This is a genomic window from Gordonia hydrophobica NBRC 16057, assembly GCF_001592365.1.
GTDB lineage: Bacteria > Actinomycetota > Actinomycetes > Mycobacteriales > Mycobacteriaceae > Gordonia > Gordonia hydrophobica.
In genome coordinates this window covers 160343-185654 of record NZ_BCWU01000003.1, presented here as the reverse complement: position 1 = coordinate 185654, position 25312 = coordinate 160343, and the positions used below count along the sequence as shown (strand labels likewise).

The window sequence follows — 25312 nt, the reverse complement described above, 5'->3', positions numbered from 1 at the left end:
GCAGGGCCCTTGCCCTCGCCGTCGAACTCGCCGATCACCCGGCGGTCCCACTCGTAGTCGCTGTAGTAGGCCTGACCGAACACTTCGACGAGCCGCTGTAGGAGCGGAATCGGCAGCGCTCCTTGGATCATCTGGGCGCGGCTCCACGATTCGCCGGGATTCGCCGAGTCGCCGTCGGCGAAACGGAGCGCCTGTCGTGCCCGTACGACGCCGGGTTGTCGACGTCGCTCGAGCATCTCCTGGAGTTCGTCGCTAGTGGCGCCGGCTCGTAGCGCGGAGTCGAAGACCGCCAGCGCGCAGGCGAAGGCGGTGGCGCCCGTCAGGTCGGCGGCGATCGCAACGTCCACGGCGGTCCGAGCGAGACTGGTGACGCGGACGCCGTCGATGATCAGGATGTCGTCGGCGTCGAGGCCGCAGTGGACATGTCGGGTCGGTCGGCGCTTTCCGCTCGAACTGCGGGTGACGCCGACGTGGACCCGTTGGATGTCGGGTTTCAACAGGGCGAGCCGGTGGACGGCAGCGGCGGACTGGTGGGTGAGGACGGCGTCGTCGATGTCCGCCGCGGAGAGGGATCGTCGACGGTAGATCTCCTGGTCACGCCGCCAACCTGGTTCCGGCAGATCCGCGGTCGGCACGTACTCGCCGCGACAGGCGATGATGAGCTCGCCTCCCCGGACTGCGTTCTTGATGTCGGCGTCGGTGAATCCCGAGTCGAGGGCGTTGCTGCGCACCACTTCCGTCTCCCGCACTCGGTCGCGACCGAGTGCGGGAACCAGAAATGGTGCGAATCGCGGCTAAGTGGTGCGTCAGGCGCCGATGGCGCGGGCGATCATCGGCCAGGAGTTGCGGAGGTCGGCGTAGAACAGGCCCCACGTGTGGACGCCGTCGGGCCGGTGCACAAAGCGGTGCGGGATCCGCAGACCGTTCAGGCGATTCGACATGTTGGTGGTGCACTGCAGCGCCACCGCTTCGATGACGTTGCCGCCGACGAGTCCGCTGCCGTTCTGGAGGAGGCGGCCGTCGACGGGCCCGGCGATCCCGGATCCCGCGGACAGGTAGATGGCCTTGCCGCGCAGTTTGTTCGCGTTGACGACCGGATCGTGTCGATACCAGGCGGGGCTGCCGGGCGGGCCCCACATGTTGACGACGTTGCCGCCGCCGCGGGCGGTGACGGCGGTCGCGGCGAGGGTGCCGAGCGGATCGGTGGTGCCGGGGCAGCCGCTGTACGACGCGACGGCACGGTAGAGGCGGGGCGCCTGCGTCGCGAGATCGAGGGCCGGACCTGCGGACATCGAGACGCCGGAGATCGCGTTGACGCCGCTGGTCCGGAACTGCTTGTTCACCGCGGCGGGGAGTTCGCGGGTGAAGAAGGTCTGCCATTTGTTGCGGCCGAGGGCCGGATCGGTGTGCTGCCAGTCGGTCATCATCGAGAACCGACCGCCGATCGGCAGCACGACGTTGACGCGCTTGTTCGCGAAGAACTGACGGACGCGCGTGTTGTTGAACCACGAGATGCCGTCCTCGGCGCCGCCTGCGCCGGGGAGCATGTAGAAGACCGGGAGGCCCGCGGGGCTCCCCGCGGGATGCAGGACGTGGCTGCGAATCACGCGGTTCATCGACGGCGAGTACACGGAGATCATCGACACCGTGGGACTCAGCGTCTGGGCTGCGGGCACTCGCGGCGCTGCGTCGGCCGCCGGTGCGGGTGTCAGAGTGAGGGCGAGGACTGCGGCGAGTAAACCGGCGACCGTGAGTCGTATCGAGTGCCGTGGTCGCGTTTGTGTTCGTTCGCCCATGCGGCCACCGTACGAGGCCGGTGGGACGGAAGTGAAATCGAAACGGCGGTTGTTGCGGAATAGATAGCGACGCGAGACGTCGGGACCGGCGGTGTGTTGTGTCGGAAATATCCGGAGTCGCAGTGTATGGGGCGATCGATCGACATGTCGTGCCGTGAATGTCGGAAACCGATAGGATTCGCGCGAGCGAGTGGATGACTTGCCTCCTACGGGAAGAGGACGTGATGGAACAGATGAATCGGGCGCAGCGTCGCGCGCAGGCGCGTGCCCAGGGTGGTCGTCGCCAACGATTGAAGCGGGGGCTCGTCTCAGTCGGTGCGGTGGTCGCGCTCGGCAGCGGCACTGTGCTCGCTCCGGCGGGACAGGTGTTGGCTCAGACAGCGTCGAGCGTCGACCTGGGGTCGATGGACCTCGCCGCCGTCGTGGACATGTTGGACGAGCCGATCGTTAAGCAGTTCGTCGAGATGTGCCGAACTGGAGCACTCGCGACAGGTCCGGACGCAGACCGCAGCACCGAGTACGACCCGGACAACCCGCCGCTGGCGATCGCAGACTGCACCACGTCGAACGGTACAGGCATTGCGCTGGTGCTTCCCGAGAGTCTCGAGGTGGGGCAGGCCGCCGAGGGAATCACCATGGACCTCGGCGACGACATCAATCTGTTGTTCGTCAAGTACCGGATGGGGGAACGCAATCTGCTCGAGGTTCTCGGCGGAGCAGTGTTGGGCAGCGACACGGTCAAGTCTCTGGCGGACGCCGTCGTCGGCGTCCGCGTGGACCCCGGAGCGTTCGACAAATACGACACGTACGCCGCGATCCAACAAGATGCCGCGCTTCCGGTCGTCATGGAACGGTACTGCACCGGATTCATGGCGTTCGGACGGTGTATCGGGGAGTGGCGCGACCGCGACAAGAACTACGATAAGCGTTCGGAAGCCCTCAAGATGGCCGAGTTCTTGACCGGCCACACCTACGACCACACCGTCCCACAGCAGTTGCCGAGCCCCGCCAAGCCGATCGGTACGTCGGTCATCGCGGGCGACGGCGTCAACGTCGCACTGTCGATGCGCGGCGGCAACGCACTCGCGCAGACCGGGCATGCGCTGGCGCTGGCGCTTGCTGCCGCAGATAAGGGGCGCACCTCGACGGCGTTCGCAGATCTCGGGATCGCTTCGGCCGTCAACATCGACACCGACGACGTCACCTTCACCTGGTTCGGTCAGGAGATCGACTTCGCGAAGTTGCGCGCGACCGGAGTGCTCGACTCTGATCTGGCAGGCGACGCCGGCGCGGATGCGGGTGCCATGCTCGACCTGGTGGAAGGGCTAAAACTGCCGGGCCTCAAGGAGGTGTCTTGCTTCGGCCTCAACACCACGGCCACCGCAGAAGGCCTCGGCACCTGCACCAACTACCTCGGGACGTTCGACTATTACAAGGATCTGCGTCCGGTCACCGATGGCGGTCATCGACAGGAACAGTACGGCCTGGCGGATGTCACGTCGCTGTTCTTCGGTAACGACGCATTGCTGAAACAGCTCGGCCCGGTCCTCGGCGGTGACACGTCGGGCTTGATGGACAGTCCCTTCATGGCGGACATGCTCAATGCCCTCGTGTCAGAGGAACAACGCATCAAGTTCGCCAAGGATTTCGTGCGCTACACGAAGGACGTGCACACCGTCTTCGCCAAGGAGCCAGTCCTCGACGAGGACGGCAACCCAGTACTCGACGACGACGGCAACCCCGTCATGACGGTGAAGCAGACGCCGCGGATGGTCGGGGCGACTGAAGTCGTCGACGGGGCCGTGGTGCCGCTGATGGTCTGGGTCGATGCCGACGGCAACGAAGTCCCCGAAGGCACTGCAGATGCACGACACGTACAGCGGACAGTGCAGGCCACCGCCGACGACGGAACCTTGCTCTTCGACCCGGTGATCGAGAAGACGACGACCGCGCACTGGCTGACCAGTGACTACGGGCTCCGTGAACCATTGGTTATCCAGTGGCTGGGACATGAGATCGTCTTCTTTCCAGCCGTGGAGATCAACGGAGCCCTGCGGCCTAATCTCATCGGCCTACCGCAGATCAGGCAGATCACCGGCGACGCCCAGACCGGTTTGCTCCCGAAGATCAGCCTGGTCCAGTGGGACAACCCGTTCGGACTCGGGACGCTGAGCCTGGACAATCCGTTCGACCCGGTCGGCACCGTCAGCGACTACCTGAAGACGGTCACCATCATCGACGACCTCACAACGGCGGGCGAGCTCATCGGACAACTGTCGAGCGGACCAGCGACGATTGCCTCGGACGCGGGGGCGGATCGTCCTGAGAGCGACGACACGGTGTCCGACGCTGGGGCGTCGTCCGCCGATGTACCGCCGATGATCGTCGGCACCTCGGTGCCGGATTTGCCATCGATGGTGGTCAATGAGCCTGGCGAACCGGCACCGATCGAGGTCGTCACACCTGATGTGCCCACTGTGGAGGAGCAGCCGACTTCGGACGTTCCCATCGTCGAGGAACCGGGAGTCGACGTCGATGGGGATGACTCGGACGCAGACGTGACCGGGCTCGGCGAGACGCCGGTCGACAGTGCATCGGAACCGGCTCTGGAACCGGTCGGGTGACCTGATCGAGTGTGCGTTCCACCGCCGAGACTGTCCGACCGGCGGTGGGACGCGCGTCGGGTCACTACGATCGCCACATGGGTGTCCCGACACGGTACCGCTGGCTGCTGCACGTCGATCTGGACCAGTTTCAAGTCTCGGTGGAGCGGTTGCGGCGCGAGGAGCTGGTCGGGCACGCCGTGATCGTCGGCGGCGACGGCGACGCGAATCGTGCTCGACAAGTGGTGACGTGCGCGTCGTACGAGGCGCGTGACCTGGGCGTGCGCGCAGGCATGCCGATGCGGGCGGCGGGAAAGAAAGCGCCCGACGCCGTCTTCCTGCCGCTCGACATGGCCGCGTACGAGGCCGCGTCGGCGCGCGTCATGGACGTGCTCCGGGAGATCGGCGACGCCGTCGAGGTGTGGGGATGGGATGAGGCGTACCTCGGCTTCGACGACCGCGCCGACACGGAGGCTCGCGACCTGGACGACATCGTCGTCGTGGCCGAGACGATCCGACGGACCGTCCTGGCTGAGACCGGGCTGCGGTGCTGCGTCGGCGTCTCCGACAACAAACAGCGTGCCAAGGCTGCGACCGGGTTCGCCAAACAGGCGATCCGGGATGCCCAGGCACTCGACGAGGCCCGCGTCTTCGTCCTCGACGAGACCAACTGGTCGACGCTGATGGATCATCGGCCGTGTCGGGACCTGTGGAGCGTCGGTTCGCGGACGGCTGCGAAACTCGCCTCGGTGGGCATCGATACCGTCGCCCAGTTGGTCGCCGCTGATCGTGACGAGCTGATCGCGCTCTTCGGTCCACACCAGGGCAACTGGCTCTACGTCCTCAGCCGCGGCGGCGGCGATGATGCGATCGACAGTGCTCCACCGGTGGCGAAATCGCACTCCAAGGCGCACACCTTCGACGTCGACCTCACCGCCCGCGACGACCTGCAGGCCGCCGTGCGCGGACTGACGCGCGAGGTGCTGGACCAGGTGATCGCCGAGGGGCGGATGCCGTTCCGGGTCGGACTCACCGTGCGCACATCGACGTTCTACACCCGGACCAAGATGCGGAAGATGCCTGCGCCGACGACCGACTACGAGCCCATCGTCGCGGTGGCCACGGCGCTGCTGGAGGCGTTCGAGATCGACCGGCCCATCCGACTGATGGCGGTACGGCTGGAACTGCTCGATCCGTGACCCGGTCCCGGGGTCACTCGGTCCAGACGCCCGCCGAGCGTGCGTGCAGTTCGCGGAGTTCGTCGGCGAGTTCGGGCGCGGGTCCGGACACGGGTACATCGGGCGCCACCTGATTGATCGCCAGGGTGGCGACCGGGCCCTGAGCCAGTCCCCATTCCGCACGCCACTGTGCGAGTTGGGCGGCGCTGGCCGCGTACACGATTCGGCCGAGACCGACCCATGCGTGCGCAGCCGAACACATCGGGCAGTGCTCGCCCGAGGTGTACACCACCGAGGATGCGCGCTGCTGCTCGGTCAAGTTCTTGGCCGCCCACCGGGCGACCGCGAATTCGGGGTGGCGCGTGTGGTCGCCGCCGCTGACCCGGTTGCGGTCGGCGAAGCGGACGTCGCCCGCCGCGTCGACGATGAGTGAGCCGAACGGTTCGTCTCCGGCGTCGAGCGCTTCCCGCGCCAGCGTGACGCAGCGGCGCAGGAAGGTCAGGTCCGGTTCCGTGGGTGCAGAGACAGGGGCAACCATGTGCGTGACGTTACCCGGCGGCTCCGCCGCTTATCGGGGGACCCGAAACGCCGTGAGGCGGGCATCGCGGTCGACGTCGAGCCCCAGCCGATCCCACGGCACACCGATGCCGACCACCGCGTAGGCGGAGGTGGGAAACCGGTCGATCTCGCCCGACGGGTCGAGGGCCAGAACGGCCTCGGGCATCCCCGGGAAATGTCCGACCACCAGCACCGTCGACGCATCCTCCGGCGCGTACACGCGCACGGTCTCGAAGATCTCCGACGGCGTGCCACCGTACAGCTCGCTGACGTACTGGACCGGCGCGTCGATGCCGGTCTGCTCCAGAGTCATGCGCGTGCGCGTCGACGTGGAACAGAGGACGGCGTCGATCGACAGCCCGTCGGACGCCATCCACTCACCGGCCAGCGCGGCCTGGGTCATGCCGCGCTTGTTGAGCGGGCGGTCGTGGTCGTAGACGCCGTCTGGGTATGCGGACTTGCCGTGCCGCATCAGCACCAGCAGTCGAGCGGGTCTCTCGGACGTCATGCTGCACCTCGCCGATTCCGTGCGCCGCGCAGTGACTCGTCCGCCGCCATCAGCCGGAGGAGCTGGGCGGTCTCCCGCCAAGCCGAGACCTCCTGCGTGTACATCAGGTACTCCTCGATCCGATCGTCGGACAGTGCTTCGTCGGCCAGTTCGGTGAGCTCGAGCAACTCGTCGATGCACCGATTGATCAGGCCGGGGAGCCGGTCGCCGCGGCAGGCGTCGCCGATGTCCCGCGACGACAAGGTGGTCATCCGCTCCAGGTCCCTGCGATATGTCATGCCCACACGGTAAGTCCCGGGTCCGACAAAAGCGGACAGGCGCGCGATGGGGCGGTGGGAATGGTTAGATTCTCCGCGCCCGTAACCATGTCCATCGCCGCGGCCGGATCCTACGGTCGACGACATGACGACAACCGACATCATCACCATTCCCGACACGGACACCGCGCTCAACGCCATCGCCTCGGCCACCGCCGACGCCGTCGCGGCGAAGCCGAGCAATGCGCAGGTGGTCTTCGGTGCATCCGCGGTCGCCGGAGAAGGGGTGTCGAGCGACATCGCCATCCGCTCGTTCAGCGTCTCCGTCGACGAGCCGGCGAGTCTCGGCGGCGGCGACACCGCGCCGAACCCGGTCGAGTACTACCTGACCGCGCTGCTCTCCTGCCAGGTGGTGACCTACCGATTCTGGGCCGAGCGCCTCGGAATCGCATTCGACGACCTCACGCTGCGCGCCGAGGGCGACCTCGACGTCCGCGGATTCTTCGGCCTGGACACCGACGTGCGGCCCGGCTTCACCGCCGTGCGTGTCTTCGTCGACATCACCGGGCCGGCGTCCGACGACGACTACCGGCGACTGCGCGACGTGGTCGAGCAGCACTGCCCGATTCAGGACCTCACCGTCAATCCGACGCCGGTCAGCACCGAGTTGCACGTCACTCGTTGATCGGCTCCCGGTGGTAGCGACGCGGAGGGAGCCGAGGAACCACTAATCTGTCTCTGATGCATACCTGGGCTCCGATACTGCTGGCGATTGGCGCCGCCGTCCTGATTGCCGTCGGAACAGTCCTGCGGCAACGGGCGTCGGCGGCCAGTGGCGCCATCACCGCGGGCTGGAGTCTGGGGGCGGCGATCGCACTGGCCGGCTTCTTGCTACAGGCGTCGGCGCTCGGTCTCGGCTCGATTCTGGTGGTTCAGCCGTTGGTGGTGCTGGCCGTCCTGTTCGCCCTGCCGATGGAGGCCTGGATCGACCGCCGCAGGCTCCGGGGCAGCGAATGGATGTGGGGGCTGATCCTGGTCGCCTGCGTCGTCGGGTTCCTCATCTTGGCGCGACCGGTCTCCACCGACCGTCGACCGCACATGCTGGTCATGATCGTGACCGTCAGCGTCTTGATCGTCGGCCTGATCGCCGTGGTCTGGAACGCGGAGTGCTGTCGCAGCGCGCACTTCCGGGCGCTGAGCTACGGTCTCGCGGCCGGGGCGCTGTTCGGTGTCTCGGCACTGTTGATCAAAGCCGTGGCCCTTCGCGTCGTCGACGATCCGCTGTCGGTGTTTCGGCACGCGGAGTTGTACCTGCTGGTGATCGTCGTCGTGTTGGCGATCGTCGCGCAGCAGCGCGGATTCGGGGCGGGCGACCTCCAGACGTCGTTCCCGGCCATGAACGTGATGGAGCCCGCCGTCGCCATGGTCCTCGGCATCGCACTGCTCGGGGAGAACGTGTACGTCGGCGCGCCGTCGGCCGTCTCGCTCATCGTCGTGGGTCTGATTGCGGGCACCGCGGTGGTCCGGTTGGCCCAGGAGGCGGCGAGCCCGGACAACACGCCGGGACGGCTGCGTGAGGAGCATGTGCCGATGGTGCCGCCGTCCTGAGCCCACTGCTGCCGCAGACGACAGATCCCGGTCACCGACGATGTCGGCGACCGGGATCGGCGATCTCGGGTGGCCTCAGCCCTCGGCGATGAGGGCGGGCAGTGCCTGCGCCCACTCCTGCGCGGCCTTCGCCGGCTTGACGGCTGACGACGCGTCGTGGCGGAAGTGCTCGCCGACCTGCACGGCACCGAGCTCAGTGAGCTTGGCCGCCATGATCTCTCCGCCGCGGTTGTAGGTGTCGTCGTAGACGGTGTCGCCCATGCCGAACACCGCGAAGCGCAGCCCGGTGAGATCGGGCTTGACCTCGTCGAGCTCGTCCGCGAACGGCAGTGCGCTCGACGGGAGTTCACCCTCGCCGTAGGTGGAGCACACGACCACCAGGAAGTCGTCGGTGTCGAGGTCCTCGGCGGCGTACTCGGCCATGTCGTAGATCGACGGGTCGTGGTCAGCCGCAAGCACGTCTGCGATCGCGTCGGCGACGAGCTCGCCGGTGCCGGTTTCCGTGCCGTAGAGGATGACAGCGGCCATAGTGGTGAATCTCCTGGGGTATGCGGTCAGCGACGACGATTACGGTAGCGTAACCAAATCTGTCAGTCGAATCCCGGACCAGGGACTTTCGCCAGTGGTCAATTCAGTTTCCAGGTGTCGTTCTTGCCGTTCTTGGTGACCGAATAGACGACGGTGCCGGACTGGCCGCGGGTATCGGTCGCGTCGCAGTTGAACGTGGTGCCCGGCGCGTAGGCCTTGAGGCCCTCGCCGCAGTTCACCGTCACGCCGGTGACCTGCTTGTTCACCTCGGTGGTCAGCAGGCGAGCGACGTGGGCCATGTCGTAGGCCACCTCGGTGGACTCGAACTTCACATCGGGCTTCGCGACGGTGGCGACGACGTTGAACGTCGCGCCGCTGGCCGTTGCGATGCACTTGAAGGTGTCGCCGTCGTCGGCGTTCTTGCCGGGGTCGTCGCAGACGACGTCGTCGACGCTGTGACCGAGCGGTTGCAGCTTCTCGTTGAACTCGTCGGTGATGGCTGTCTTGACCTTGTCGAGGTCGACGCTGCTGCCTCCGATCGAGAAGGAGCACGAAGCAATGGTGGGGGCCGCGAGGCCGAGGACGAGGAGTGCGCCAAGGCGACGTGTGATCATGTTCACGATCGTATCGGACGAGAAGTCCCCTTCGACACGGATGTCGGATGAATGATCGACGATCCTTCGGGGGATCGTCGTCGCGGCGGTGCGCTGTCGCCGTCAGTGATTAGGGTGGAGGCAATTCGGCGCGCGAGGAAGGGGAGTGATGGCGACCCGCATCGACAGTTGGATCTGGTCGATTCGTCTGCTCAAGACGCGGTCGGCCGCCGGCGCTGCCTGCCGCGCAGGCCACGTGCAGCTCAACGGCGTCACCGCGAAACCCTCGGCGGCGCTCGCGGTCGGTGATCGTGTCACGGTCCGCGTCGGCGGGCGCGAGCGCATCGTCGAGGTCGTCACCCTCATCAGCAAGCGGGTGTCGGCGCCCGCCGCGGCGGCCTGCTATCTCGATCACAGTCCGCCACCGCCCTCACGGGAGATCCTCGCGAGTATTCCGCGACGCGACCGCGGCGCCGGGCGGCCCACCAAACGGGAACGTCGCCAGCTCGATCAGTTTCGGTCGGGCGCGATGCTGGTCGCTGTGGCGGCGATCGTCGCGACGACGCTGAGCGGGTGCTCGTCCTCATCGGACGGTGTCGATACGACGGCGACCGAGACGCCGAAGGCCGGCACCGGGCCCGCGTTCGAGCGATGTGGCGGCCTCACCACCGACGATGTGGTCTCGATGGCCAACATGCCCGGGCTGGCGTTGGTCATCGACAACACGTCGACGTGCGAGTGGCGGGCGGGCGCTGATCGGAACGGCTCGGTGTCGTTCAACTGGTATCGAGGATCGCCGATCGGCCGCGAGCGCGGCACCGAACAACTGCAGCGGGATCGCGCCCAGGACTACTCGGTCGACGGACAGCCGGGTTTCATGGCGCATTCGACGGGTATCTGCGAGATCGGCGTCGCGTGGGACGCCGACTTCATCGAGATCTCCCTCGCGTCGCCGTACAGCGCGGTGACGGGCCCTTCGATCTCGACCGATGCGCTCTGCGATTCGGCGAAACGGATCACCGACAAAGTCGTGAAGGGGGCGCCGTCGTGACACCGATGCGCAGGCGCGCTGCGGGCGCGGTCGTCGGAGTGGTGGCGGCGTTGTCGTTGGTCTCCTGCACCATCGACGGTCATGCCGTCCGGGAGGGGCGGTCGGTCGGATCGGACACCGGACATGTGGACACCAGCCAGTTCGACAAGCTGCTCGCCGAGTGCGAGGTGCTTCCCGCGCGGACCATCGCCCAGGCCGTCGGCGGCACTGCCGCGCGCTCGAACTTCTTCGGCGCGAACTGTCGCTGGACCGTCTCGCCCGGTTCGATCGAGGTGACGTTCAACTGGTTCGAGTGGGGCGATTACAACCTCGAGAAGGAGACCGCGAAGCGGCTCGGGTTCACCACGGAGAACATCCAGGTCCGCAGTCAGTCGGGCTTCACGCAGCGCGATCCGCAGCGGCCGGGCGTGTGCGGTGTCACCGCGAAGTCGCAGTCGGGCGGCATCTTCACCTGGTGGGTGGAGCCGACGTCGGCTCCCCAGGGCGACGCCTGCGCCGCCCCGATCAAGCTGATGGAGCTCATCCTCTCCGGCGCGAACTGAGCCGCAGGCTCGGATTCAGCTCGGAGTGCCGTCGGGAATCCGCCCCACCGACACCGACGCGGCCACCTGCAGTTCACCCGCCTCGTCGGGCGTCATCATCCAGACCAGCAGGACGTCGTCGAGGCGTTGACGGCGCACCGTGACGTGGGTCCCGGGTTCGATGGGGCGCAGGTACTCGATGATCGCGCGGTGGGGACCGTCGAGGAGATCGGTGTGGTCGACCAGTTCGTCTTCGACGGCAGCGAAGTAGGCGGCGTTGTTCAGGTGTTTGAACGGATCGAAATCGGTGATGCGCAGGACGTGCTCGCGGTCGGGCAGGTCGAGGTCCTCCGGTGCGGGCGCCGTGCCGGGGTTCATCGCCTTCCACCGCAGCCGGTGTTCGTCGGTCATCGGCATCAACGTCTCCATGGCCAGATCGCTGATCCGGGACGGCATGCCGCCCGCGTTCATGTTGATCCAGAACGCCTCGGTCTCGACGAGGCCGTTCGGTCGGGGCTCCGGATTGAACTCGTTGGTCTCGCTGGTCGCATTGATGCGCACCCGCATGTTGGTCCAGCGCGTCGAGAGCGAACCGCACCAGCGCTCCACGCTGAAGTCCGACGGCCACGTGATGGGTTCGAGTACGTCGATCACCGTGCGGCGGATGATCCAGAAGGGGTCGGTCCGCGCGAAGGGCAGCACGGTGATGTTGTCGTTCGCGACGTCCTGCAGGTACCGGGCCAGGCCGTCGAGCCGGACGCGCATGTCCTGGTCGATGTCGCCGGTCCGTACTCGATAGTCGGCCGTGAAGAACTTGGCACCGACCTTCCGGTCGCCGAGCGGCTGGTACGCCTGGGGTGCTGTCATGGGGATGTGAGCTCCTCGATCGGTCGTGACGGGTGGGCTCCGCGTCCGGAGACTGTGACGTCCGATACGGTACTCTTGGTACAACTAGAACACGTTCACCCTTGTTGCTGGAAGGGAATTCGCCATGACGCATGTAATCACGCGTGCTTGCTGCAACGACGCCTCGTGTGTTGCCGTCTGTCCGGTCAATTGCATTCACCCGACCCCGGACGAGCCGGATTTCCTCACCGCCGAGATGCTCTACATCGACCCGGAGACCTGCATCGACTGCGGAGCATGCATCGACGAGTGTCCGGTCAGCGCCATCTACCCGGACGACCAGATGCCCGAGCAGGAGGAGCCCTTCCTGCAGATCAATGCAGACTACTACAAGGATCACGATGTGGAAGGCGGACTGGTCCGGCATCCGCGAGCACCGCAACTGCCCGAGGGCGACCTGCACGTCGCGATCGTCGGCGCGGGTCCCGCTGCGATGTACGCCGCGCAAGAACTCGTGAAGAAGTCGCAGGTCTACGTCGACGTGTACGACCGCCTGCCCACCCCGTACGGTCTGGTGCGCGCGGGCGTGGCCCCCGACCATGCGCAGACCAAGGGCGTCGAAACGCACTTCGCTTCCGTCGAGCGGAAGCGGAACTTCACCTACCACCTCGGTGTGGAGGTCGGCACCCACATCAGCCACGACGAACTGCGTGAACGCTACAGCGCGGTGCTCTACGCCGTCGGCGCTGCCCACGACCGCAGGCTCGGCGTCCCCGGCGAAGATCTGGTCGGTTCCATCGCGGCCACCGAGTTCGTCGCCTGGTACAACGGTCACCCCGACTACGCCGACCGCCCGTTCGATCTCTCCGGCGAGACGGCCGTGGTGATCGGCAACGGCAACGTGGCGCTCGACGTCGCCCGCATCCTGGTCACCGACCCGGAGGAGCTCGCGACCACCGATATCGCCGATCATGCGCTGGAAGCGCTGCGCGCGTCGGCGGTCCGCGAGGTGATCGTCGTCGGACGCCGCGGCATCGAGCACGGCGCGTTCACCAACGCCGAGTTCGTCTCCCTGGCCGATGTCAACGGCGTCGACGTCGTCATCGACGAGTCCGAGCTGGTGCTGTCCGACGAGGCGGCCGCCGCGGAGGCAGACGACACCCTGGACTCGGTGATCGCGACCAAGGTGCGGTTGGCTCGCGAATACGCGGGCACCGCCCCGACCGACGGCAACCGGCGGATCGTCTTCCGCTTCCTCACCTCGCCGACCGAGATCGTCGGCGACGATGCGGCGACGGGCGTCAGGCTGGTGCGCAACCAATACATCGGCGGCGGCAAGATCGCCCCCACCGACGAGACCTCCGAGATCGCGGCGGGACTGGTGGTCCGCTCCATCGGCTACCGCAGCCAGCCGATCAAAGACCTGCCGTTCGACGACGAGCGCTCGGTGGTCCCGAACGAGGACAGCCGGGTGCTGGACGGCCCCGGCGGCGATCCGCTGCCCGGAGTGTTCGTGGCCGGCTGGATCAAGCGCGGACCCACCGGCGGCATCGGCCGCAACCGGCTGTGCGGGGAGCAGGCGGCGGCGTCGATCCTCGCCGACTTCACGAACGGAGTCCTCGCGACACCATCGGCCGACCGGAGCGATGTGCCGGGGCTGGTCGCGGACCGCGGCGCCGAGCGCGTCGACCTCGCCGGATGGAAGCAGATCGACAAGGCCGAACGTGACGCGGGCGCGGACAGCGGTCGTCGCCGCGTCAAGTTCACCAGCATCGAGCGGCTGCAGATGATGGCTCGCCAGTCCGACGTGGTCGGCGGCGCATAGTGCGGATTGCGCTCCTGTCGTACCGCAGCAAACCGCATTGTGGAGGACAGGGCGTCTACGTCCGTCACCTCTCGCGGGAACTCGCGGCCCTCGGGCACGACGTCGAAGTGTTCTCCGGCCAGCCGTATCCGGAACTGGACGAGGGCGTCGGCCTGACGAAAGTCCCGAGTCTGGACCTCTACGGCGAACCCGAGCCGTTCCGGACGCCGCGACTGCGCGAGTACCGCGACTGGATCGACGTCGCCGAAGTCGTGGCGATGTGGACGGCGGCGTTCGGCGAGCCGCTCACCTTCAGCCTGCGCATGGCGCGCGTATTGAAGGGGCGCCGCGCCGACTTCGACGTGGTGCACGACAATCAGTGTCTCGGCTACGGTCTGCTATCGATCAAGAAGCAGGGATTCCCGCTGGTCGCGACCATCCATCACCCGATCACCCGGGACCGTTCGCTCGCGGTGAAGGCGGCGAAGGGGCTGAAGAAGATCAGCGCCTGGCGGTGGCATTCGTTCCTGGCGATGCAGGGCCGCGTTGCACGCCGGATTCCGTCGCTGCTGACCGTCTCGAACAGCAGCGAACGCGACATCCGTGAGGCCTTCCACGTGGCGCCCGACGCGCTGGCGACCATTCCGCTCGGCGTCGACGTCGACCTCTACGCCCCACGCGGCCCGCGGACTCCCGGCAGCATCGTCTGCGTCGCGAGCGCCGACGCACCGCTCAAGGGCGTCTCGTACCTGCTGGAAGCGGTCGCGAAGGTCGCTGCCGAGCACGATGTGCATCTGACGCTGGTCTCCAAGCTCGACCCGGACGGACCGTCGGCGGCGCTGATCGATCAACTCGCGATCGCCGATCGGGTGTCGGTGGTGTCGGGACTCGACGACGCCGAGTTGGCTGAGCTGCTCGCGACGGCCGAGGTGGCGTGCGTGCCGTCGTTGTACGAGGGGTTCTCGTTACCCGCGGTGGAGGCGATGAGCTGCGGCACCCCGTTGGTGGCGACGCGTGCCGGAGCGATCCCCGAGGTGGTCGGCGAGAACGAGGAGGCGGCGCTGCTGGTCCCGCCGGGTGATGCGGGCGCGCTGGCCCAGGCGCTGCTGCGGCTCTTCGACGATCCGGAGCTCGCGGTGCGGATCGGTGCGGGCGGTCGTGCCCGCGCCGCGGAACGTTACAGCTGGTCGGCGGTCGCGCAGGCCACCGCCGACCGTTATCAGGCGGCCATCGACGCCGCCGCAGAGAGGACATCCGAGTGCTGACCGTGGACTTCGACCGTCTCGCTGTGGGACCTGGTGTGCGGGCCATCGACATCGGTGCGGGGCAGGGGCGGCACTCGTACGAGATGCTGCGCCGCGGCGCCGATGTCATCGCCTTCGATCAGAACGAGAAGGACATGGCCGACGTCGCCGAGATGTTCGGCGCGCTGGCCGCAGCGGGGGAGGTCCCCTCGTCGGGAGTGGCGCGCACGGCGGTCGGCGATGCGCTCGCGCTGCCGTACGACGACGCCAGTTTCGACGTCGTGGTGATGTCGGAGATCCTCGAGCACATTCCCGACGACGATGCTGCGATCGCCGAGATGGTGCGAATCCTCAAACCCGGCGGGCTCGCTGCCGTGACGGTGCCGCGGTACTGGCCGGAGAAGGTGTGTTGGGCCCTGTCGGACGAGTACCACGAGGTGGAGGGCGGTCACGTCCGGATCTACCGATCGTCGGAGCTCGCGGGCAAGCTGACCGCCGCCGGTCTGCAGGTCACCGGATCCGGGCACGCGCATGCGCTGCACGCGCCGTACTGGTGGCTCAAGTGTGCCGTCGGCGTGGACAACGACCGCAACCCGCTGGTCCGCGGATACCACCGGATGCTGGTGTGGGACATGATGAGCAAACCGTGGGTGACGCGGGTGGGCGAGCAGGTGCTGAACCCGATCGTCGGGAAGTCGGTGGCGCTCTATCTGCGCAAGCCGGAGCTGGACACGAGCGCCGGGAGCGCGAGCGAGCGGGCTCAGTTAGACACGAGCGCGAGCGAGCGGGCTGTCGTCGAACACGAACGGGCGTGACGTGGCGGTCCCGTCCATCTCGGGGGTGCTGACCCGCGCGCAGGTTCGGGCGACGGGTGCGGCGATCGCCGACATGCAGGAGACCGATGGTGCGCTGCCGTGGTTTCCGGGCGGCAAGACCGATCCCTGGGATCACGTCGAATCGGCGATGGCGCTCACCGCGAGCGGATTCGTGGCGCAGGCGCGCGCGGCGTATGAGTGGTCGGCGCACACGCAGCGGGCCGACGGTTCGTGGCCGATCGAGGTGCGGTCCGGCACCGTCGTCGATCCCGGCGTGGACAGCAACTTCTGTGCGTACCTGGCGGTCGGGGTTCGGCATCATTATCTGATCACCGGTGATGAGGCGTTTCTGTGGAGCATGTGGCCCACCGTGCGCGCCGCGATCGACCGGGTGCTGATGTTCCAACGTGACGACGGCGCCTTCCGCTGGGCCGCCGACTTCACGACGGGCGCGATGTTCGACGACGCTCTCGTCACCGGTAACGCCAGCATCTACTCGGCCCTGTGCTGCGCGCTCGCGCTCGCCGATGCCGTGGACGCCGAGATGCCGCGGTGGGTGCGGGCGCGTGAGCGGTTGGCGGCGGCCTTCGCCCGCGACGACGACGTCTTCGTCCCGCCGGGCGAGCATTCGATGGACTGGTACTACCCGGTTCTCGGCGGTGTCCTCCGCGGGGCTGCCGGCCGCGCCCGGATCGATTCGGAGTGGGACCGTTTCGTGGTCCCCGGACTCGGCATCCGGTGCGTCGGTCACCGACCGTGGGTCACCGGCGCCGAGACCAGCGAACTCGCGTTGGCGCTGGAGGCGCTCGGCGACACCGATCGGGCGGCCGGGTTGGTCGAGTCGATTCAGCATCTGCGCGATCCGGACGGCTCGTACTGGACCGGCCTGGTCTTCGACGACGGCAAACGGTGGCCGGTGGAGCGGAGTTGCTGGACGTCGGCGGCCGTCGTGCTCGCGGCCGACGCGATCAGCCGGGCGACGCCCGGGGGTGGACTCTTCGCCGAACTAGAACGGGTTCCAATTCCGGCGCAGAACTCGTAGACTGGTGTCCAGTCTGGCGTCCAGATCGGGGCGCTGTAAACCCCGGAGGTACGTGTGGATTTCGGAATCGTGCAGTTCACCAGCGATCGCGGTCTCCGCGCGCACCATCTGGCGCCGCTCATCGAAGAGGCCGGATTCGCCGCCTACTACGTTCCCGAGCACAGTCACATTCCCACCAAACGCGAAGCGGCGCACCCCCGGACCGGCGACGCGTCGCTGCCCGACGAGCGCTACACCCGCACGCTCGACCCGTGGACGTCGCTCGCCGCCGCGGCGGCGGTGACCTCGACGATCGAACTCTCCACGGCCGTCGCGCTGCCCGTCCAATCCGATCCGCTGACCCTCGCCAAGACGGTCGCGACCCTCGATCATCTCTCGGATGGGCGCATCAGCCTCGGTGTCGGCTTCGGCTGGAACCTCGACGAGCTCGCCGACCATCACGTCCCGGCCGGTCGGCGTCGCACCATGCTGCGCGAATACCTCGAAGCGATGCGTGCGCTCTGGACCCAGGAAGAAGCCGAGTACCACGGCGAGTTCGTCGACTTCGGCCCCAGCTGGGCGTGGCCCAAACCGTCCCGCACCATCGACGTCAACGTCGGCGCCGCGGGCACCGAGAAGAACTTCAGATGGATCGCGCGGAGCGCCGACGGCTGGATCACCACCCCCGGTGAGACCGACATCGACGACTCCGTCGCGCTCCTCAACCGGATCTGGGCCGACGCCGGCCGCGACGGCGCCCCGCAGATCGTGGCCCTCGACATGAAGCCGGACGCTGATCGTCTCGCCCACTGGCAGGAGATCGGCGTGACCCGCGTGTTGTACGGACTCCCCGACAAAGACGTGGAGACGGCGCGCGCATACCTGGAACGCTTGGCCGGGAAGCTGGGGCTCGCGCGATAGCCTCGATGTTTCGCGTATTCAGAGCAGATGCCTGCTAATCAAACGTGAGGCTTCGCGGCTCGATGATTGATTTCCGGTGGCCGGGGTGAGCGGAGTTCGCTGCAGTCGGTGTCCCGAGAGCGTAGGCAACGAGACCGAACTCGTGCAGCATCGCGCGACGTCTGCGGTTCGATCTGATATCGCCGTGCCGCGTTCCGCCGTTTGTCACATGGTGCTAAGAACTGCTTGCTCAGCATCCTCCGGTGGCAATGTTCCGTCGGAAGCGCCTGGGAGCGCAGTTCTTAGCGGGGATCGGTCGGACGAGGCCTCGCCGACCACGGCTTCCCCTCGGAGGCAGCACTCGCCCAACGTGGGGACGCCCGTCACCGGGAATCAAAGCGGCTCAAGCGATCCTGGTCAGCACCCGAAGTGAGCCGTGCGCGGACGCCTCGACGAAACGGCCGGAAGCGCGCGCTTGGCAGTAGATCTCGTACGGGGGACGGCCGCCGTCCGCCGGGTCCGGGAAGACGTCGTGGATCAGGAGGGCGCCGCCCGGACGCACCCAGCGAGCCCAGCCGTCGTAGTCGTTCTGCGCCGCCTCCATCGAGTGCCCGCCGTCGATGAAGACGAAATCCACCTCCCGGCCCCACACCCGGGCCGCGGCCGTCGACGGCGCCAGCAGGCCCAGGACCGTCGACTCCAACTCGGCGTCGAACATGGTCTGCCGGAAGCGCGCGGCGGTGTCGAGCAGGCCGCTGTGCGGATCCACCAACTCGGTGTCGTGGTACTCCCAGCCCGGCTGATGCTCCTCGGACCCGCGGTGATGGTCGACCGTGACGATCAGTGCGTCGACCGGCTCCGCCGCCGCGCCCAGGAACACCGTCGACTTGCCGCAGTACGTGCCGATCTCCACCCCGATGCCCACCGAGTCCGGCTTGGACAGAAGCGTGGCTGCGGTGTCATGGAGGGCGTGAGCCTCGTCGAGCGGCATGAAACCGGGCGCCGAGTCGGCAATGCGCAGACGATTCTCGGACAAGCCCGGCGAAAATGAAGTCGATGTCATGATTAAATTCTACCGGTACCTCCGCTACGGTAGAAGCCATGAAAGCACAGGTGATCGTCAGCGAAACCGGGCCCGAAGGGCTGGAGCTGCAAGACATTCCGAATCCCGAACAGCATCCTGGGACCTACTTGGTGGACGTGCGCTCGTGCGGCATCTGCTTCCCCGATCTGCTGATGACCCAGGGCAAGTACCAGCTCCGCCCGCCGCTGCCGTTCACCCCGGGCACCGAGGTCGCGGGCGTGATCTCGGCGGTGCCGGAAGGCGGCGGCGCCTTCCAGGTCGGCGACCGCGTCGTCGTCGCATCGATGCTGGGTGGTTTCGGTGAGCAGATCGCCGTCACCGAACAGCAGCTGTTTCCGCTCCCCGACGCCCTGACGTTCGACGAAGGCGCGGCCCTCGGCATCAACTTCCAGACCGCGATCTTCGCACTCAAGATGCGTGCCAACCTCCAGCCCGGCGAGACCGTCGGCGTCCTCGGCTCGGCGGGCGGCATCGGTGTCGCGTCGATCATCGTCGCCAAGGCCCTGGGCGCCCGCGTCGTCGCCGTCGTGCATCGCACCGGCAATGAGGAGATGCTGCGTGGACTCGGCGCAGACGAAGTGGTGCAGCTGACCGACGGGTGGAAGGACAAGGTCCTCGAGCTCACGGGCACCGGCGTCGACGTGATGGTCGACCCCGTCGGCGGCGACGTCTTCGACGAGGCGCTGCGCGCCGTCGCACCGGACGGCCGCTTCGTCGTCATCGGCTTCGCGGCGGGCGGCATCCCGACCGTCAAGCTGAACCGAGTGCTGTTCCGGAACGTGGCCATCGTCGGCGCCGCATGGGGTGAGTACATCCGCAAGCACCCCGAGGTGCCCGGCAACATCCATCAAGACATCGTGCGGCTGGTCGGCGAGGGCATGCGGCCGCCGGTCAACCACGTCTACCAGCTCGGGCAGCTGTCGGAGGCCTTGACCGACCTGGCTGAAGGACGAGTGCGCGGCAAGGCCGTCGTTCGGGTCTCGGAGGGCTGAGCAGCCTGCCGCACTGCTCAGCTGATGCCGAACAGTGCGGCAGCGTTGTCGTGGAACACCCGGCGCAGCCAGTCGTCGCCGAGGTCGAGCCGGACGCACGCCTGCAGGGCGTGAGCATAGCCGTAAGGAATGTTCGGGAAGTCGCTGCCGAACAGGATCTTGCCGCCGAGATCGCGGACCCGTCCCATCGCGTCTTTCGGGAAGGGCGCGTCCGTCTCGAAGAAGTCGGTGAACGACATCGTGGTGTCGAGGCGGACGTTCGGATACCGCTCGGCCAGATCGAGGAACGCCTCGTACTCGGGGGCGCCCATATGCGCGACGACCAACGGCAGCGTGGGGAAGCGTTGCAGCAGGATGGTGATCGGATCGGGACCGGTGAACTCGCCTGGGGCGGGCCCGGAGCCGCAGTGGATGATCACGGGGATCTGCGCGTCGTCGATCCGTCCCCACACGCCGTCGAGCAGCGGGTCGATCGGAGAGTAGGCGCCGACCTGGATGTGCGATTTGAAGATCTGCGCGCCTGCCGAGATGGCGGCAGCCACATAGTCGTCCGCGCCCTCCTCCGGATAGAACGTGGCGGTGTGCAGGCAGTCCGGATGACCGGCTGCGAACTCGGTACCCCAGCTGTTCAGCCACTGTGCCATCTGAGGCTTGTGCGGATAGATCATCGACGAGTAGCCGCGCACGCCGAAACTCCGTAGCACGTCGACGCGCTGCTCCTCGTCCGCGCGGTACGCGATCGGCCACTCGCGACCCAGCAGCGGACCCGCCGAATCGAAGTAGGCCCACACCTTGTCCATCACCGGCTTCGGCATGAAATGGGTGTGGACGTCGATCAGACCCGGCAGCCCCAGGTCCTGCCAGATGGTGCGTACTGCCTCGGCTTCGTCGGTGGAGAAGGGCGGCAGGTGGTGGTCGTTGCACATGCGTCCGACGCTACCGGCAGCGGTGAGACGCGTCTGCCGAAGGTGCGAACGAGTGATCGCTCGGTGACGACGCGGGCCGCGGTCCGACTACTCCGGCGCCTCCGCGAGTTGGGCACGCAGTCGCTGCAACTCCTCGTGGCGAGGGAAGTTCGCCGGCGCGACCATGATGGCCTCGGCGGTGACGGTCGGTCCATCGGCGTCGCAGATCTCGGCGCGGACGAAGTACTTACGTCCGCTGTTGCCGGTGGTCTCGGCGCGCAGGCGCAGGGCGCCGAGCGGCGTCGGCCGCAGATACGTCATGGTGAGGGTGCCCGTGAAGCACGGGATGCCGTGCTGCCGACTCACCGCTTCGCCGAGCAACTGGTCCAGCAGCATCGCCGAGATGCCGCCGTGCACCAGCCCCGCCGGCCCCTCGTAGGCGGCGCCGAGCACCACCTTGCTCGTCGCGGAGCCGTCCGCCTGATGCTCGATCTCCAGGGGAGGCGCGATCGCGTTGCGCTTGCCGACCGCGGCGTTGCCGTACGGCATGCCGTGCAGCTTCTTGGTGAACGGCACGCCGTAGCTGCCGGGCTTCTGCTCGGCACGCAACGACGCGACGACCGCCTCGATCTGCTCGCGCGCCGCGATGAGGTGCTCGGCGTCGACCTCGGTGCGGATGACCGCGTCGATCAGGTCGCGCACCGAATCAGTGAGCGGTTCGACCACGCTGAGATCCTGCGCGATCTCCTCGTCGGTCATGTCGGTCAATCGGAAGTCCATGAAGTCACCTTAGGTACGGTGCGGGCCGCGGGCGGATGTCACCGCGCAGATGTGCGGTGCTTCTTGATCTGCTCGCCGAACATCATCGTGATCTTGGAACCGAGCGGCCAGCCCACGTAATAGCAGAGGAACAGGCCGATCTCATTCAGTTCCTCCGGCGTCAGTTCGCCGTTGCCGAGGGCGGCGCCGGCCTGGATCTCAGCGATGTCGACGTGGCCGTTCGCGGCGAGCGCGCCGAGCAGCAGCAGACGACGGTCGCGATGGGTGAGTCCTTCGCGGCTCCACACCTCGCCGAACACCTGGTCGGCGGTGTGCGCGAAGAAGTCGCCGGGGCCGTCGGCCATCTCCCAGCCGTACACCTCCGACATCACGCGCAAGCCCTTGCGGCGCTGGTCGGACATCTGGGGTTCATCGTTGTCGGTGGTCATCGTGCTCCTTCGGAAGAGTGCGGCACGCCGAGTCCGGCGGCCAGGTCGGTGAGTGCGCGTCGGCCCAGCGGTAGGTCGACGCCGAGGTGATCGGCGAGGTCGAGTGCGAGCGTCAGGTCCTTCTCGCCGAGGCTCCGCACGTGTGTGAAGACGCCGTACCAGAAGTCGTCGGGATCGATGGCTGCGGTGGTGTCGCGCAACATGATGGCGCCCGCGCCGCCGGTGATCGCATCGGTGTGCCGCACCACCTTGCCCAGCTTCGCGACGTCGATGCCCGCGGCCTCGGCCAGCCGTGCCGCCTCGGCCGTCGCCGTGAACGAGACGAAGTGGAGCAGGTTGCGCGCCAACTTCATTCGCGTGCCATCGCCGGGCCGATCACCCGCGTGCACGATCATGTCGCCCGCCGGAGCAAGGGCGGCCTTGGCACGCTGATAGGCCTCGCGGTCGCCACCGATCATGATCGCCAGTCGACCCTGCTGTGCGCCGGGCGCTCCACCGGAGATCGGGGCGTCGAGCAGCGTGACGCCGCTGGTCGCGGTCAACGCGGCCTGCTCGACGGCGGTCTCCGGCGCGATCGTCGAATGGACGGCGATCAACGCCCCCGACGACAGGTGCGGCAGCAGGTCGGCGACGACGTCGCGGACCTGGGCGTCGTCGCGGACGCAGATGCTGACGAGATCGCTCGCCGCCGCGAGGTCGGCGAGGCTGTCGGCGCGGCTCGCCCCGGCCTCGACCGCGGCGGCCACGGCGTCGGCGGAGATGTCGAAGACCGTCGTCGGTCCGGCGGCCGCGAGGCGGGCCGCCATCGGGCCGCCGATGTTCCCGAGACCGACGTAGCCGAGTCTCATGAGCGGATGACCTGTCCGCCGTCGACGTTGAAGATCTGGCCGGTGATCCACGAGGCTTCGTCGGACAGCAGGAACAAGCACATGCCGACGAGGTCGTCGGGCGTGCCCATCCGGCCGAGCGGCAGTTTGGCGACCATGTCCTTCACCATCTCCTCCGGCGTGGTGGAGCGGGTGGCCTCGGTGTCGATGGGGCCGGGTGCGATCGCGTTGATGCGGATGCGTTGGCCGCCGAGTTCCACGGCGAGTTGCTGGGTGAGGCCGTTGACGCCGACCTTCGCCAGCCCGTAGAAGCCGCTGTACACCCACGCCGCCGTCGACGACTGGTTGACGATCGCGCCGCCGTGCCGCATGTGCGGGAAGCAGGCGCGCGTCACGTTGAGCGCACCGTCGAGGTTCACGCTCATGAACTTCTTGTAGTAGTCCCACGGGACGGTGGTGAGGAAATCGAGCTTCATGCCGCCGTAGATGGCGGCGTTGTTGACCAGCGCGTCGATCTTGCCGCGTTCGTCGACGACCGCCTTCGCCAGCGCCGCGGCGGAGTCCGGATCGGCGACGTCGGTGTGGACGTACAGGCCGCCGATCGACTCGGCGACGGCCCGCCCGGCGTCGTCGTTGACGTCGGCGATGACGACGTACGCGCCCTCGGCGGCCAGAGCACGCGCATACGCCTCTCCGATGCCGCCTGCGGCGCCCGTCACGATGGCGGTCTTGTCTTCAAATCTGTTCATCTTCTTCTTTCTTCGTGTGGGTGGTGCCGTTTGCGCGGCGCTCGGAATGTGTTGCCTCGGCAGTCCTCACTCCTCGGCTAGCGCCTCGTCCCTGCGGAGAGCTCGGCAATCACATTCCGAGCGCCGCGCAAACGGCGGCTCGCTATGACGCGCAATCCCTGGGGTTGCGGAGGTCGGGTGGGGTGCGGGTCCTGACGTATCGTGCGGTTTCAGCTGCTCACACCGGAGTGGCGACAGCCTTGGTTTCGAGGTATTCGCAGAACCCAGCCACACCGGATTCGCGGCCGATCCCGCTCTGCTTGTAGCCGCCGAAGGGGACGTCGGCGGAGTACCAGATGCCGCCGTTCACTCCCATGGTTCCGGTGCGGACGCCGTCGACGACGGCGTTGATGCGCTCGGGGTCGGTGCCCCAGACAGCGCCGGAGAGGCCGTAGGGGGAGTCGTTGGCGATGCGGATCGCGTCGTCGTCGCCGTCGTGCGGGAGGATCACGAGCACCGGACCGAAGATCTCCTCCTGAGCGACGCGCGCGGAGTTGTCGAGCCCGGAGATGAGCGTCGGTTCGACGAAGTAGCCCGCGTCCTTATCGGCCGGTCGACCGCCGCCGATCTCGATGGTGCCGCCCTCGTCGCGCGCCAGTTGCAGATAGCCTTCGACGCGCTCGCGCTGGCGGGCCGAGATCAGCGGGCCGCACACGGTGCCGGGCTTGGTGGGATCGTCGGCGGCCAACCCCGCCATCGCGTTCCGAGTAGCGGCGACGGCGTCGTCGAGTTGTTCGCGGGGGACGACGAGGCGGGTGGTGATGGCACAGCCCTGGCCCGCGTGCGTGACGACGGAGAAGGCGGCCATGCTGCAGGCGGCGTCGAGGTCGGCGTCGTCGAGCACGATGAACGCCGACTTGCCGCCGAGTTCCAGGAACACCTTGGTGAGGGTCGGTGCCGCCGCGGCCATCACCTTCCGGCCGGTCGCGGTGGATCCGGTGAACGAGACCAGGTCGACGCGCGGGTCGGTGCACAGTTGCTCGCCGAGCGCGTGGTCGGTGGAGGTCACGATGTTGATGACACCGGGTGGGAAGTCGGTCTCGTCGGCGATCACCTTGCCGACGAGGGCCGCGCACCACGGGGTGTCGGGCGCGGGTTTGAGGACCACGGTGCAGCCGGCCGCCAGCGCCGGGCCGATCTTCGCGAAGTTGATCTGGTGCGGGAAGTTCCACGGGGTGATGGCGCCGACGACGCCGATCGCCTCGGACCGGAGTTCGCGCCGGTTCTTGATGCCCATCGGGCTGGCTTCGCCGAGGTCGACGGTCCACTGGTGGTTCTCGGCGAGGTCGGCGAAGTAGCCGAGATCGGTGATCGGCCCCACCAGCTGCGGTCCGTGAGTGAGGAAGGTCGGGCACCCGACCTCGGCGACCGTGAGGTCGCGGAGTTCGTCGGTGTGGGCGAGGAGTGCGTCGCGGAGTTGACGCAGGCAGTGTGCGCGAAAGGCGTGGTCGTGGGACCAGTCGGTGTCGTCGAAGGCGCGGCGCGCGGCGTCGATCGCGGCCGCCATGTCGTCGGCGGTGCCCTCCGACGCCTGACCGATCACCTCTTCGGTGGCCGGGTTGACGACGTCGAACGTGCCGCCGGATCCTCCGATCAGCTTTCCGTCGATCAAGAGGTCGGAGGTGATGGCTGGGCGGAGCAGTGGCGGGGTTGGGCTCATGTTCGGAACTCCATCTG

25 protein-coding genes and 1 pseudogene are annotated in these 25312 nt (G+C 67.6%); 12 read left to right on the top strand and 14 right to left on the bottom strand.

From position 1 onward, the window contains the following. Positions 1-806: 806 nt before the first annotated feature. Positions 807-1796, bottom strand: a complete 990-nt coding sequence (locus tag GH2_RS06695) for an alpha/beta hydrolase (protein WP_066164841.1) — start codon at positions 1794-1796, stop codon at positions 807-809. A 224-nt stretch (positions 1797-2020) separates the two neighbouring features. Between GH2_RS06695 and GH2_RS06690 the strand changes: the two genes are divergently transcribed. Both GH2_RS06690 and GH2_RS06685 read left to right on the top strand, forming a co-directional pair. Then, a complete protein-coding gene (locus tag GH2_RS06690; protein WP_066164838.1) occupies positions 2021-4420 on the top strand; it encodes a hypothetical protein in 2400 nt (799 codons plus the stop codon). Between the two features lie 77 nt (positions 4421-4497). Further along, on the top strand, positions 4498-5598 hold the full coding sequence (locus tag GH2_RS06685; RefSeq protein ID WP_066165472.1) for a DNA polymerase IV: 1101 nt from the start codon (positions 4498-4500) through the stop codon (positions 5596-5598). 13 nt (positions 5599-5611) lie between these two features. On the opposite strand, the gene GH2_RS06680 is transcribed toward GH2_RS06685, so the two are convergent. The 3 genes from GH2_RS06680 to GH2_RS06670 are packed head-to-tail and all read right to left on the bottom strand — an operon-like array spanning position 5612 to position 6921. After that, positions 5612-6115, bottom strand: coding sequence for a nucleoside deaminase (locus GH2_RS06680; protein WP_066164835.1), 504 nt, complete (start codon positions 6113-6115; stop codon positions 5612-5614). 30 nt (positions 6116-6145) lie between these two features. Next, the gene (locus GH2_RS06675; RefSeq protein ID WP_066164832.1) at positions 6146-6643 is read right to left on the bottom strand and encodes a SixA phosphatase family protein; all 498 of its coding nucleotides are present in this window, start codon (positions 6641-6643) and stop codon (positions 6146-6148) included. Beyond that, complete coding sequence (locus GH2_RS06670; RefSeq protein ID WP_239588412.1) at positions 6640-6921, bottom strand: hypothetical protein; 282 nt, start codon at positions 6919-6921, stop codon at positions 6640-6642. Before GH2_RS06670 ends, GH2_RS06675 begins: the two co-directional genes overlap by 4 nt. 148 nt (positions 6922-7069) lie before the next feature. On the opposite strand from GH2_RS06670, the gene GH2_RS06665 reads away from it, so the two are divergent. Together GH2_RS06665 and GH2_RS06660 are read left to right on the top strand one after the other, a co-directional pair. Further along, positions 7070-7585: an OsmC family protein gene (locus GH2_RS06665; protein ID WP_169802428.1), complete on the top strand. Its 516-nt coding sequence runs from the start codon at positions 7070-7072 to the stop codon at positions 7583-7585. A gap of 56 nt (positions 7586-7641) precedes the next feature. After that, positions 7642-8508: a DMT family transporter gene (locus tag GH2_RS06660; RefSeq protein WP_169802425.1), complete on the top strand. Its 867-nt coding sequence runs from the start codon at positions 7642-7644 to the stop codon at positions 8506-8508. Between the two features lie 75 nt (positions 8509-8583). Here the strand turns inward: GH2_RS06660 and GH2_RS06655 are convergent, their stop codons facing one another. Both GH2_RS06655 and GH2_RS06650 read right to left on the bottom strand, forming a co-directional pair. Next, positions 8584-9036 carry a flavodoxin domain-containing protein gene (locus GH2_RS06655; protein ID WP_066164822.1) on the bottom strand — a complete coding sequence of 151 codons (453 nt, stop codon included), beginning with the start codon at positions 9034-9036 and terminating at the stop codon, positions 8584-8586. A gap of 98 nt (positions 9037-9134) precedes the next feature. After that, complete coding sequence (locus tag GH2_RS06650) at positions 9135-9650, bottom strand: DUF4333 domain-containing protein (RefSeq protein ID WP_157086026.1); 516 nt, start codon at positions 9648-9650, stop codon at positions 9135-9137. Positions 9651-9798: 148 nt separating this feature from the next. Here GH2_RS06650 and GH2_RS06645 point away from each other — a divergent pair, with 148 nt between their 5' ends. Further along, entirely contained in the window at positions 9799-10680 is an 882-nt protein-coding gene (locus GH2_RS06645) for a DUF3558 family protein (RefSeq protein ID WP_174545328.1), read from the top strand. Positions 10681-10685: 5 nt separating this feature from the next. Next, a complete protein-coding gene (locus tag GH2_RS06640) occupies positions 10686-11222 on the top strand; it encodes a DUF3558 domain-containing protein (protein WP_066164812.1) in 537 nt (178 codons plus the stop codon). A gap of 15 nt (positions 11223-11237) precedes the next feature. Here the strand turns inward: GH2_RS06640 and GH2_RS06635 are convergent, their stop codons facing one another. Further along, a complete protein-coding gene (locus GH2_RS06635; RefSeq protein WP_066164809.1) occupies positions 11238-12068 on the bottom strand; it encodes an acyl-[acyl-carrier-protein] thioesterase in 831 nt (276 codons plus the stop codon). Positions 12069-12192: 124 nt separating this feature from the next. Here GH2_RS06635 and GH2_RS06630 point away from each other — a divergent pair, with 124 nt between their 5' ends. From GH2_RS06630 to GH2_RS06610, 5 genes and pseudogenes are all read left to right on the top strand, one after another. Next, a complete protein-coding gene (locus tag GH2_RS06630; protein WP_066164806.1) occupies positions 12193-13872 on the top strand; it encodes an FAD-dependent oxidoreductase in 1680 nt (559 codons plus the stop codon). Continuing rightward, on the top strand, positions 13872-15116 hold the full coding sequence (locus tag GH2_RS06625; protein WP_066164803.1) for a glycosyltransferase family 4 protein: 1245 nt from the start codon (positions 13872-13874) through the stop codon (positions 15114-15116). The genes GH2_RS06630 and GH2_RS06625 overlap by 1 nt, the downstream gene beginning before the upstream one ends. Further along, a pseudogene (locus GH2_RS06620) lies at positions 15110-15835 on the top strand (class I SAM-dependent methyltransferase); the annotation flags it as partial. The gene GH2_RS06625 and the pseudogene GH2_RS06620, both read left to right, overlap by 7 nt. 76 nt (positions 15836-15911) lie before the next feature. Beyond that, positions 15912-16952 carry a glucosidase family protein gene (locus GH2_RS06615; RefSeq protein WP_066164801.1) on the top strand — a complete coding sequence of 347 codons (1041 nt, stop codon included), beginning with the start codon at positions 15912-15914 and terminating at the stop codon, positions 16950-16952. A gap of 54 nt (positions 16953-17006) precedes the next feature. Beyond that, entirely contained in the window at positions 17007-17852 is an 846-nt protein-coding gene (locus tag GH2_RS06610; RefSeq protein WP_066164798.1) for an LLM class F420-dependent oxidoreductase, read from the top strand. A 382-nt stretch (positions 17853-18234) separates the two neighbouring features. Here the strand turns inward: GH2_RS06610 and GH2_RS06605 are convergent, their stop codons facing one another. Continuing rightward, positions 18235-18894 (bottom strand): class I SAM-dependent methyltransferase, encoded by a 660-nt coding sequence (locus tag GH2_RS06605; protein WP_066164795.1) that lies wholly within the window; start codon positions 18892-18894, stop codon positions 18235-18237. Positions 18895-18932: 38 nt separating this feature from the next. Between GH2_RS06605 and GH2_RS06600 the strand changes: the two genes are divergently transcribed. After that, a complete protein-coding gene (locus tag GH2_RS06600; RefSeq protein ID WP_066164791.1) occupies positions 18933-19907 on the top strand; it encodes an NADPH:quinone oxidoreductase family protein in 975 nt (324 codons plus the stop codon). 17 nt (positions 19908-19924) lie between these two features. On the opposite strand, the gene GH2_RS06595 is transcribed toward GH2_RS06600, so the two are convergent. The 6 genes from GH2_RS06595 to GH2_RS06570 form a co-directional block, all read right to left on the bottom strand. Further along, the gene (locus GH2_RS06595) at positions 19925-20833 is read right to left on the bottom strand and encodes an amidohydrolase family protein (protein ID WP_066164788.1); all 909 of its coding nucleotides are present in this window, start codon (positions 20831-20833) and stop codon (positions 19925-19927) included. Between the two features lie 87 nt (positions 20834-20920). Then, positions 20921-21592 carry a PaaI family thioesterase gene (locus GH2_RS06590; RefSeq protein WP_066164785.1) on the bottom strand — a complete coding sequence of 224 codons (672 nt, stop codon included), beginning with the start codon at positions 21590-21592 and terminating at the stop codon, positions 20921-20923. A gap of 38 nt (positions 21593-21630) precedes the next feature. Next, complete coding sequence (locus tag GH2_RS06585; RefSeq protein ID WP_066164782.1) at positions 21631-22020, bottom strand: carboxymuconolactone decarboxylase family protein; 390 nt, start codon at positions 22018-22020, stop codon at positions 21631-21633. Next, the gene (locus tag GH2_RS06580) at positions 22017-22868 is read right to left on the bottom strand and encodes an NAD(P)-dependent oxidoreductase (RefSeq protein WP_066164780.1); all 852 of its coding nucleotides are present in this window, start codon (positions 22866-22868) and stop codon (positions 22017-22019) included. The genes GH2_RS06585 and GH2_RS06580 overlap by 4 nt, the downstream gene beginning before the upstream one ends. Next, a complete protein-coding gene (locus tag GH2_RS06575; protein ID WP_066164778.1) occupies positions 22865-23596 on the bottom strand; it encodes an SDR family oxidoreductase in 732 nt (243 codons plus the stop codon). Before GH2_RS06575 ends, GH2_RS06580 begins: the two co-directional genes overlap by 4 nt. Positions 23597-23813: 217 nt before the next feature. Continuing rightward, the gene (locus GH2_RS06570) at positions 23814-25295 is read right to left on the bottom strand and encodes an aldehyde dehydrogenase (RefSeq protein WP_066164775.1); all 1482 of its coding nucleotides are present in this window, start codon (positions 25293-25295) and stop codon (positions 23814-23816) included. Positions 25296-25312 lie beyond the last annotated feature (17 nt).

Bases quoted from the DNA above. Each gene is read 5' to 3' on its own strand.
- GH2_RS06695 (WP_066164841.1), bottom strand. From the start codon at position 1,796: ATGGGCGAACGAACACAAACGCGACCACGGCACTCGATACGACTCACG.
- GH2_RS06690 (WP_066164838.1), top strand. From the start codon at position 2,021: ATGGAACAGATGAATCGGGCGCAGCGTCGCGCGCAGGCGCGTGCCCAG.
- GH2_RS06685 (WP_066165472.1), top strand. From the start codon at position 4,498: ATGGGTGTCCCGACACGGTACCGCTGGCTGCTGCACGTCGATCTGGAC.
- GH2_RS06680 (WP_066164835.1), bottom strand. From the start codon at position 6,115: ATGGTTGCCCCTGTCTCTGCACCCACGGAACCGGACCTGACCTTCCTG.
- GH2_RS06675 (WP_066164832.1), bottom strand. From the start codon at position 6,643: ATGACGTCCGAGAGACCCGCTCGACTGCTGGTGCTGATGCGGCACGGC.
- GH2_RS06670 (WP_239588412.1), bottom strand. From the start codon at position 6,921: ATGACATATCGCAGGGACCTGGAGCGGATGACCACCTTGTCGTCGCGG.
- GH2_RS06660 (WP_169802425.1), top strand. From the start codon at position 7,642: ATGCATACCTGGGCTCCGATACTGCTGGCGATTGGCGCCGCCGTCCTG.
- GH2_RS06655 (WP_066164822.1), bottom strand. From the start codon at position 9,036: ATGGCCGCTGTCATCCTCTACGGCACGGAAACCGGCACCGGCGAGCTC.
- GH2_RS06650 (WP_157086026.1), bottom strand. From the start codon at position 9,650: ATGATCACACGTCGCCTTGGCGCACTCCTCGTCCTCGGCCTCGCGGCC.
- GH2_RS06645 (WP_174545328.1), top strand. From the start codon at position 9,799: ATGGCGACCCGCATCGACAGTTGGATCTGGTCGATTCGTCTGCTCAAG.
- GH2_RS06640 (WP_066164812.1), top strand. From the start codon at position 10,686: ATGCGCAGGCGCGCTGCGGGCGCGGTCGTCGGAGTGGTGGCGGCGTTG.
- GH2_RS06635 (WP_066164809.1), bottom strand. From the start codon at position 12,068: ATGACAGCACCCCAGGCGTACCAGCCGCTCGGCGACCGGAAGGTCGGT.
- GH2_RS06630 (WP_066164806.1), top strand. From the start codon at position 12,193: ATGACGCATGTAATCACGCGTGCTTGCTGCAACGACGCCTCGTGTGTT.
- GH2_RS06605 (WP_066164795.1), bottom strand. From the start codon at position 18,894: ATGACATCGACTTCATTTTCGCCGGGCTTGTCCGAGAATCGTCTGCGC.
- GH2_RS06600 (WP_066164791.1), top strand. From the start codon at position 18,933: ATGAAAGCACAGGTGATCGTCAGCGAAACCGGGCCCGAAGGGCTGGAG.
- GH2_RS06595 (WP_066164788.1), bottom strand. From the start codon at position 20,833: ATGTGCAACGACCACCACCTGCCGCCCTTCTCCACCGACGAAGCCGAG.
- GH2_RS06590 (WP_066164785.1), bottom strand. From the start codon at position 21,592: ATGGACTTCCGATTGACCGACATGACCGACGAGGAGATCGCGCAGGAT.
- GH2_RS06585 (WP_066164782.1), bottom strand. From the start codon at position 22,020: ATGACCACCGACAACGATGAACCCCAGATGTCCGACCAGCGCCGCAAG.
- GH2_RS06580 (WP_066164780.1), bottom strand. From the start codon at position 22,868: ATGAGACTCGGCTACGTCGGTCTCGGGAACATCGGCGGCCCGATGGCG.
- GH2_RS06575 (WP_066164778.1), bottom strand. From the start codon at position 23,596: ATGAACAGATTTGAAGACAAGACCGCCATCGTGACGGGCGCCGCAGGC.
- GH2_RS06570 (WP_066164775.1), bottom strand. From the start codon at position 25,295: ATGAGCCCAACCCCGCCACTGCTCCGCCCAGCCATCACCTCCGACCTC.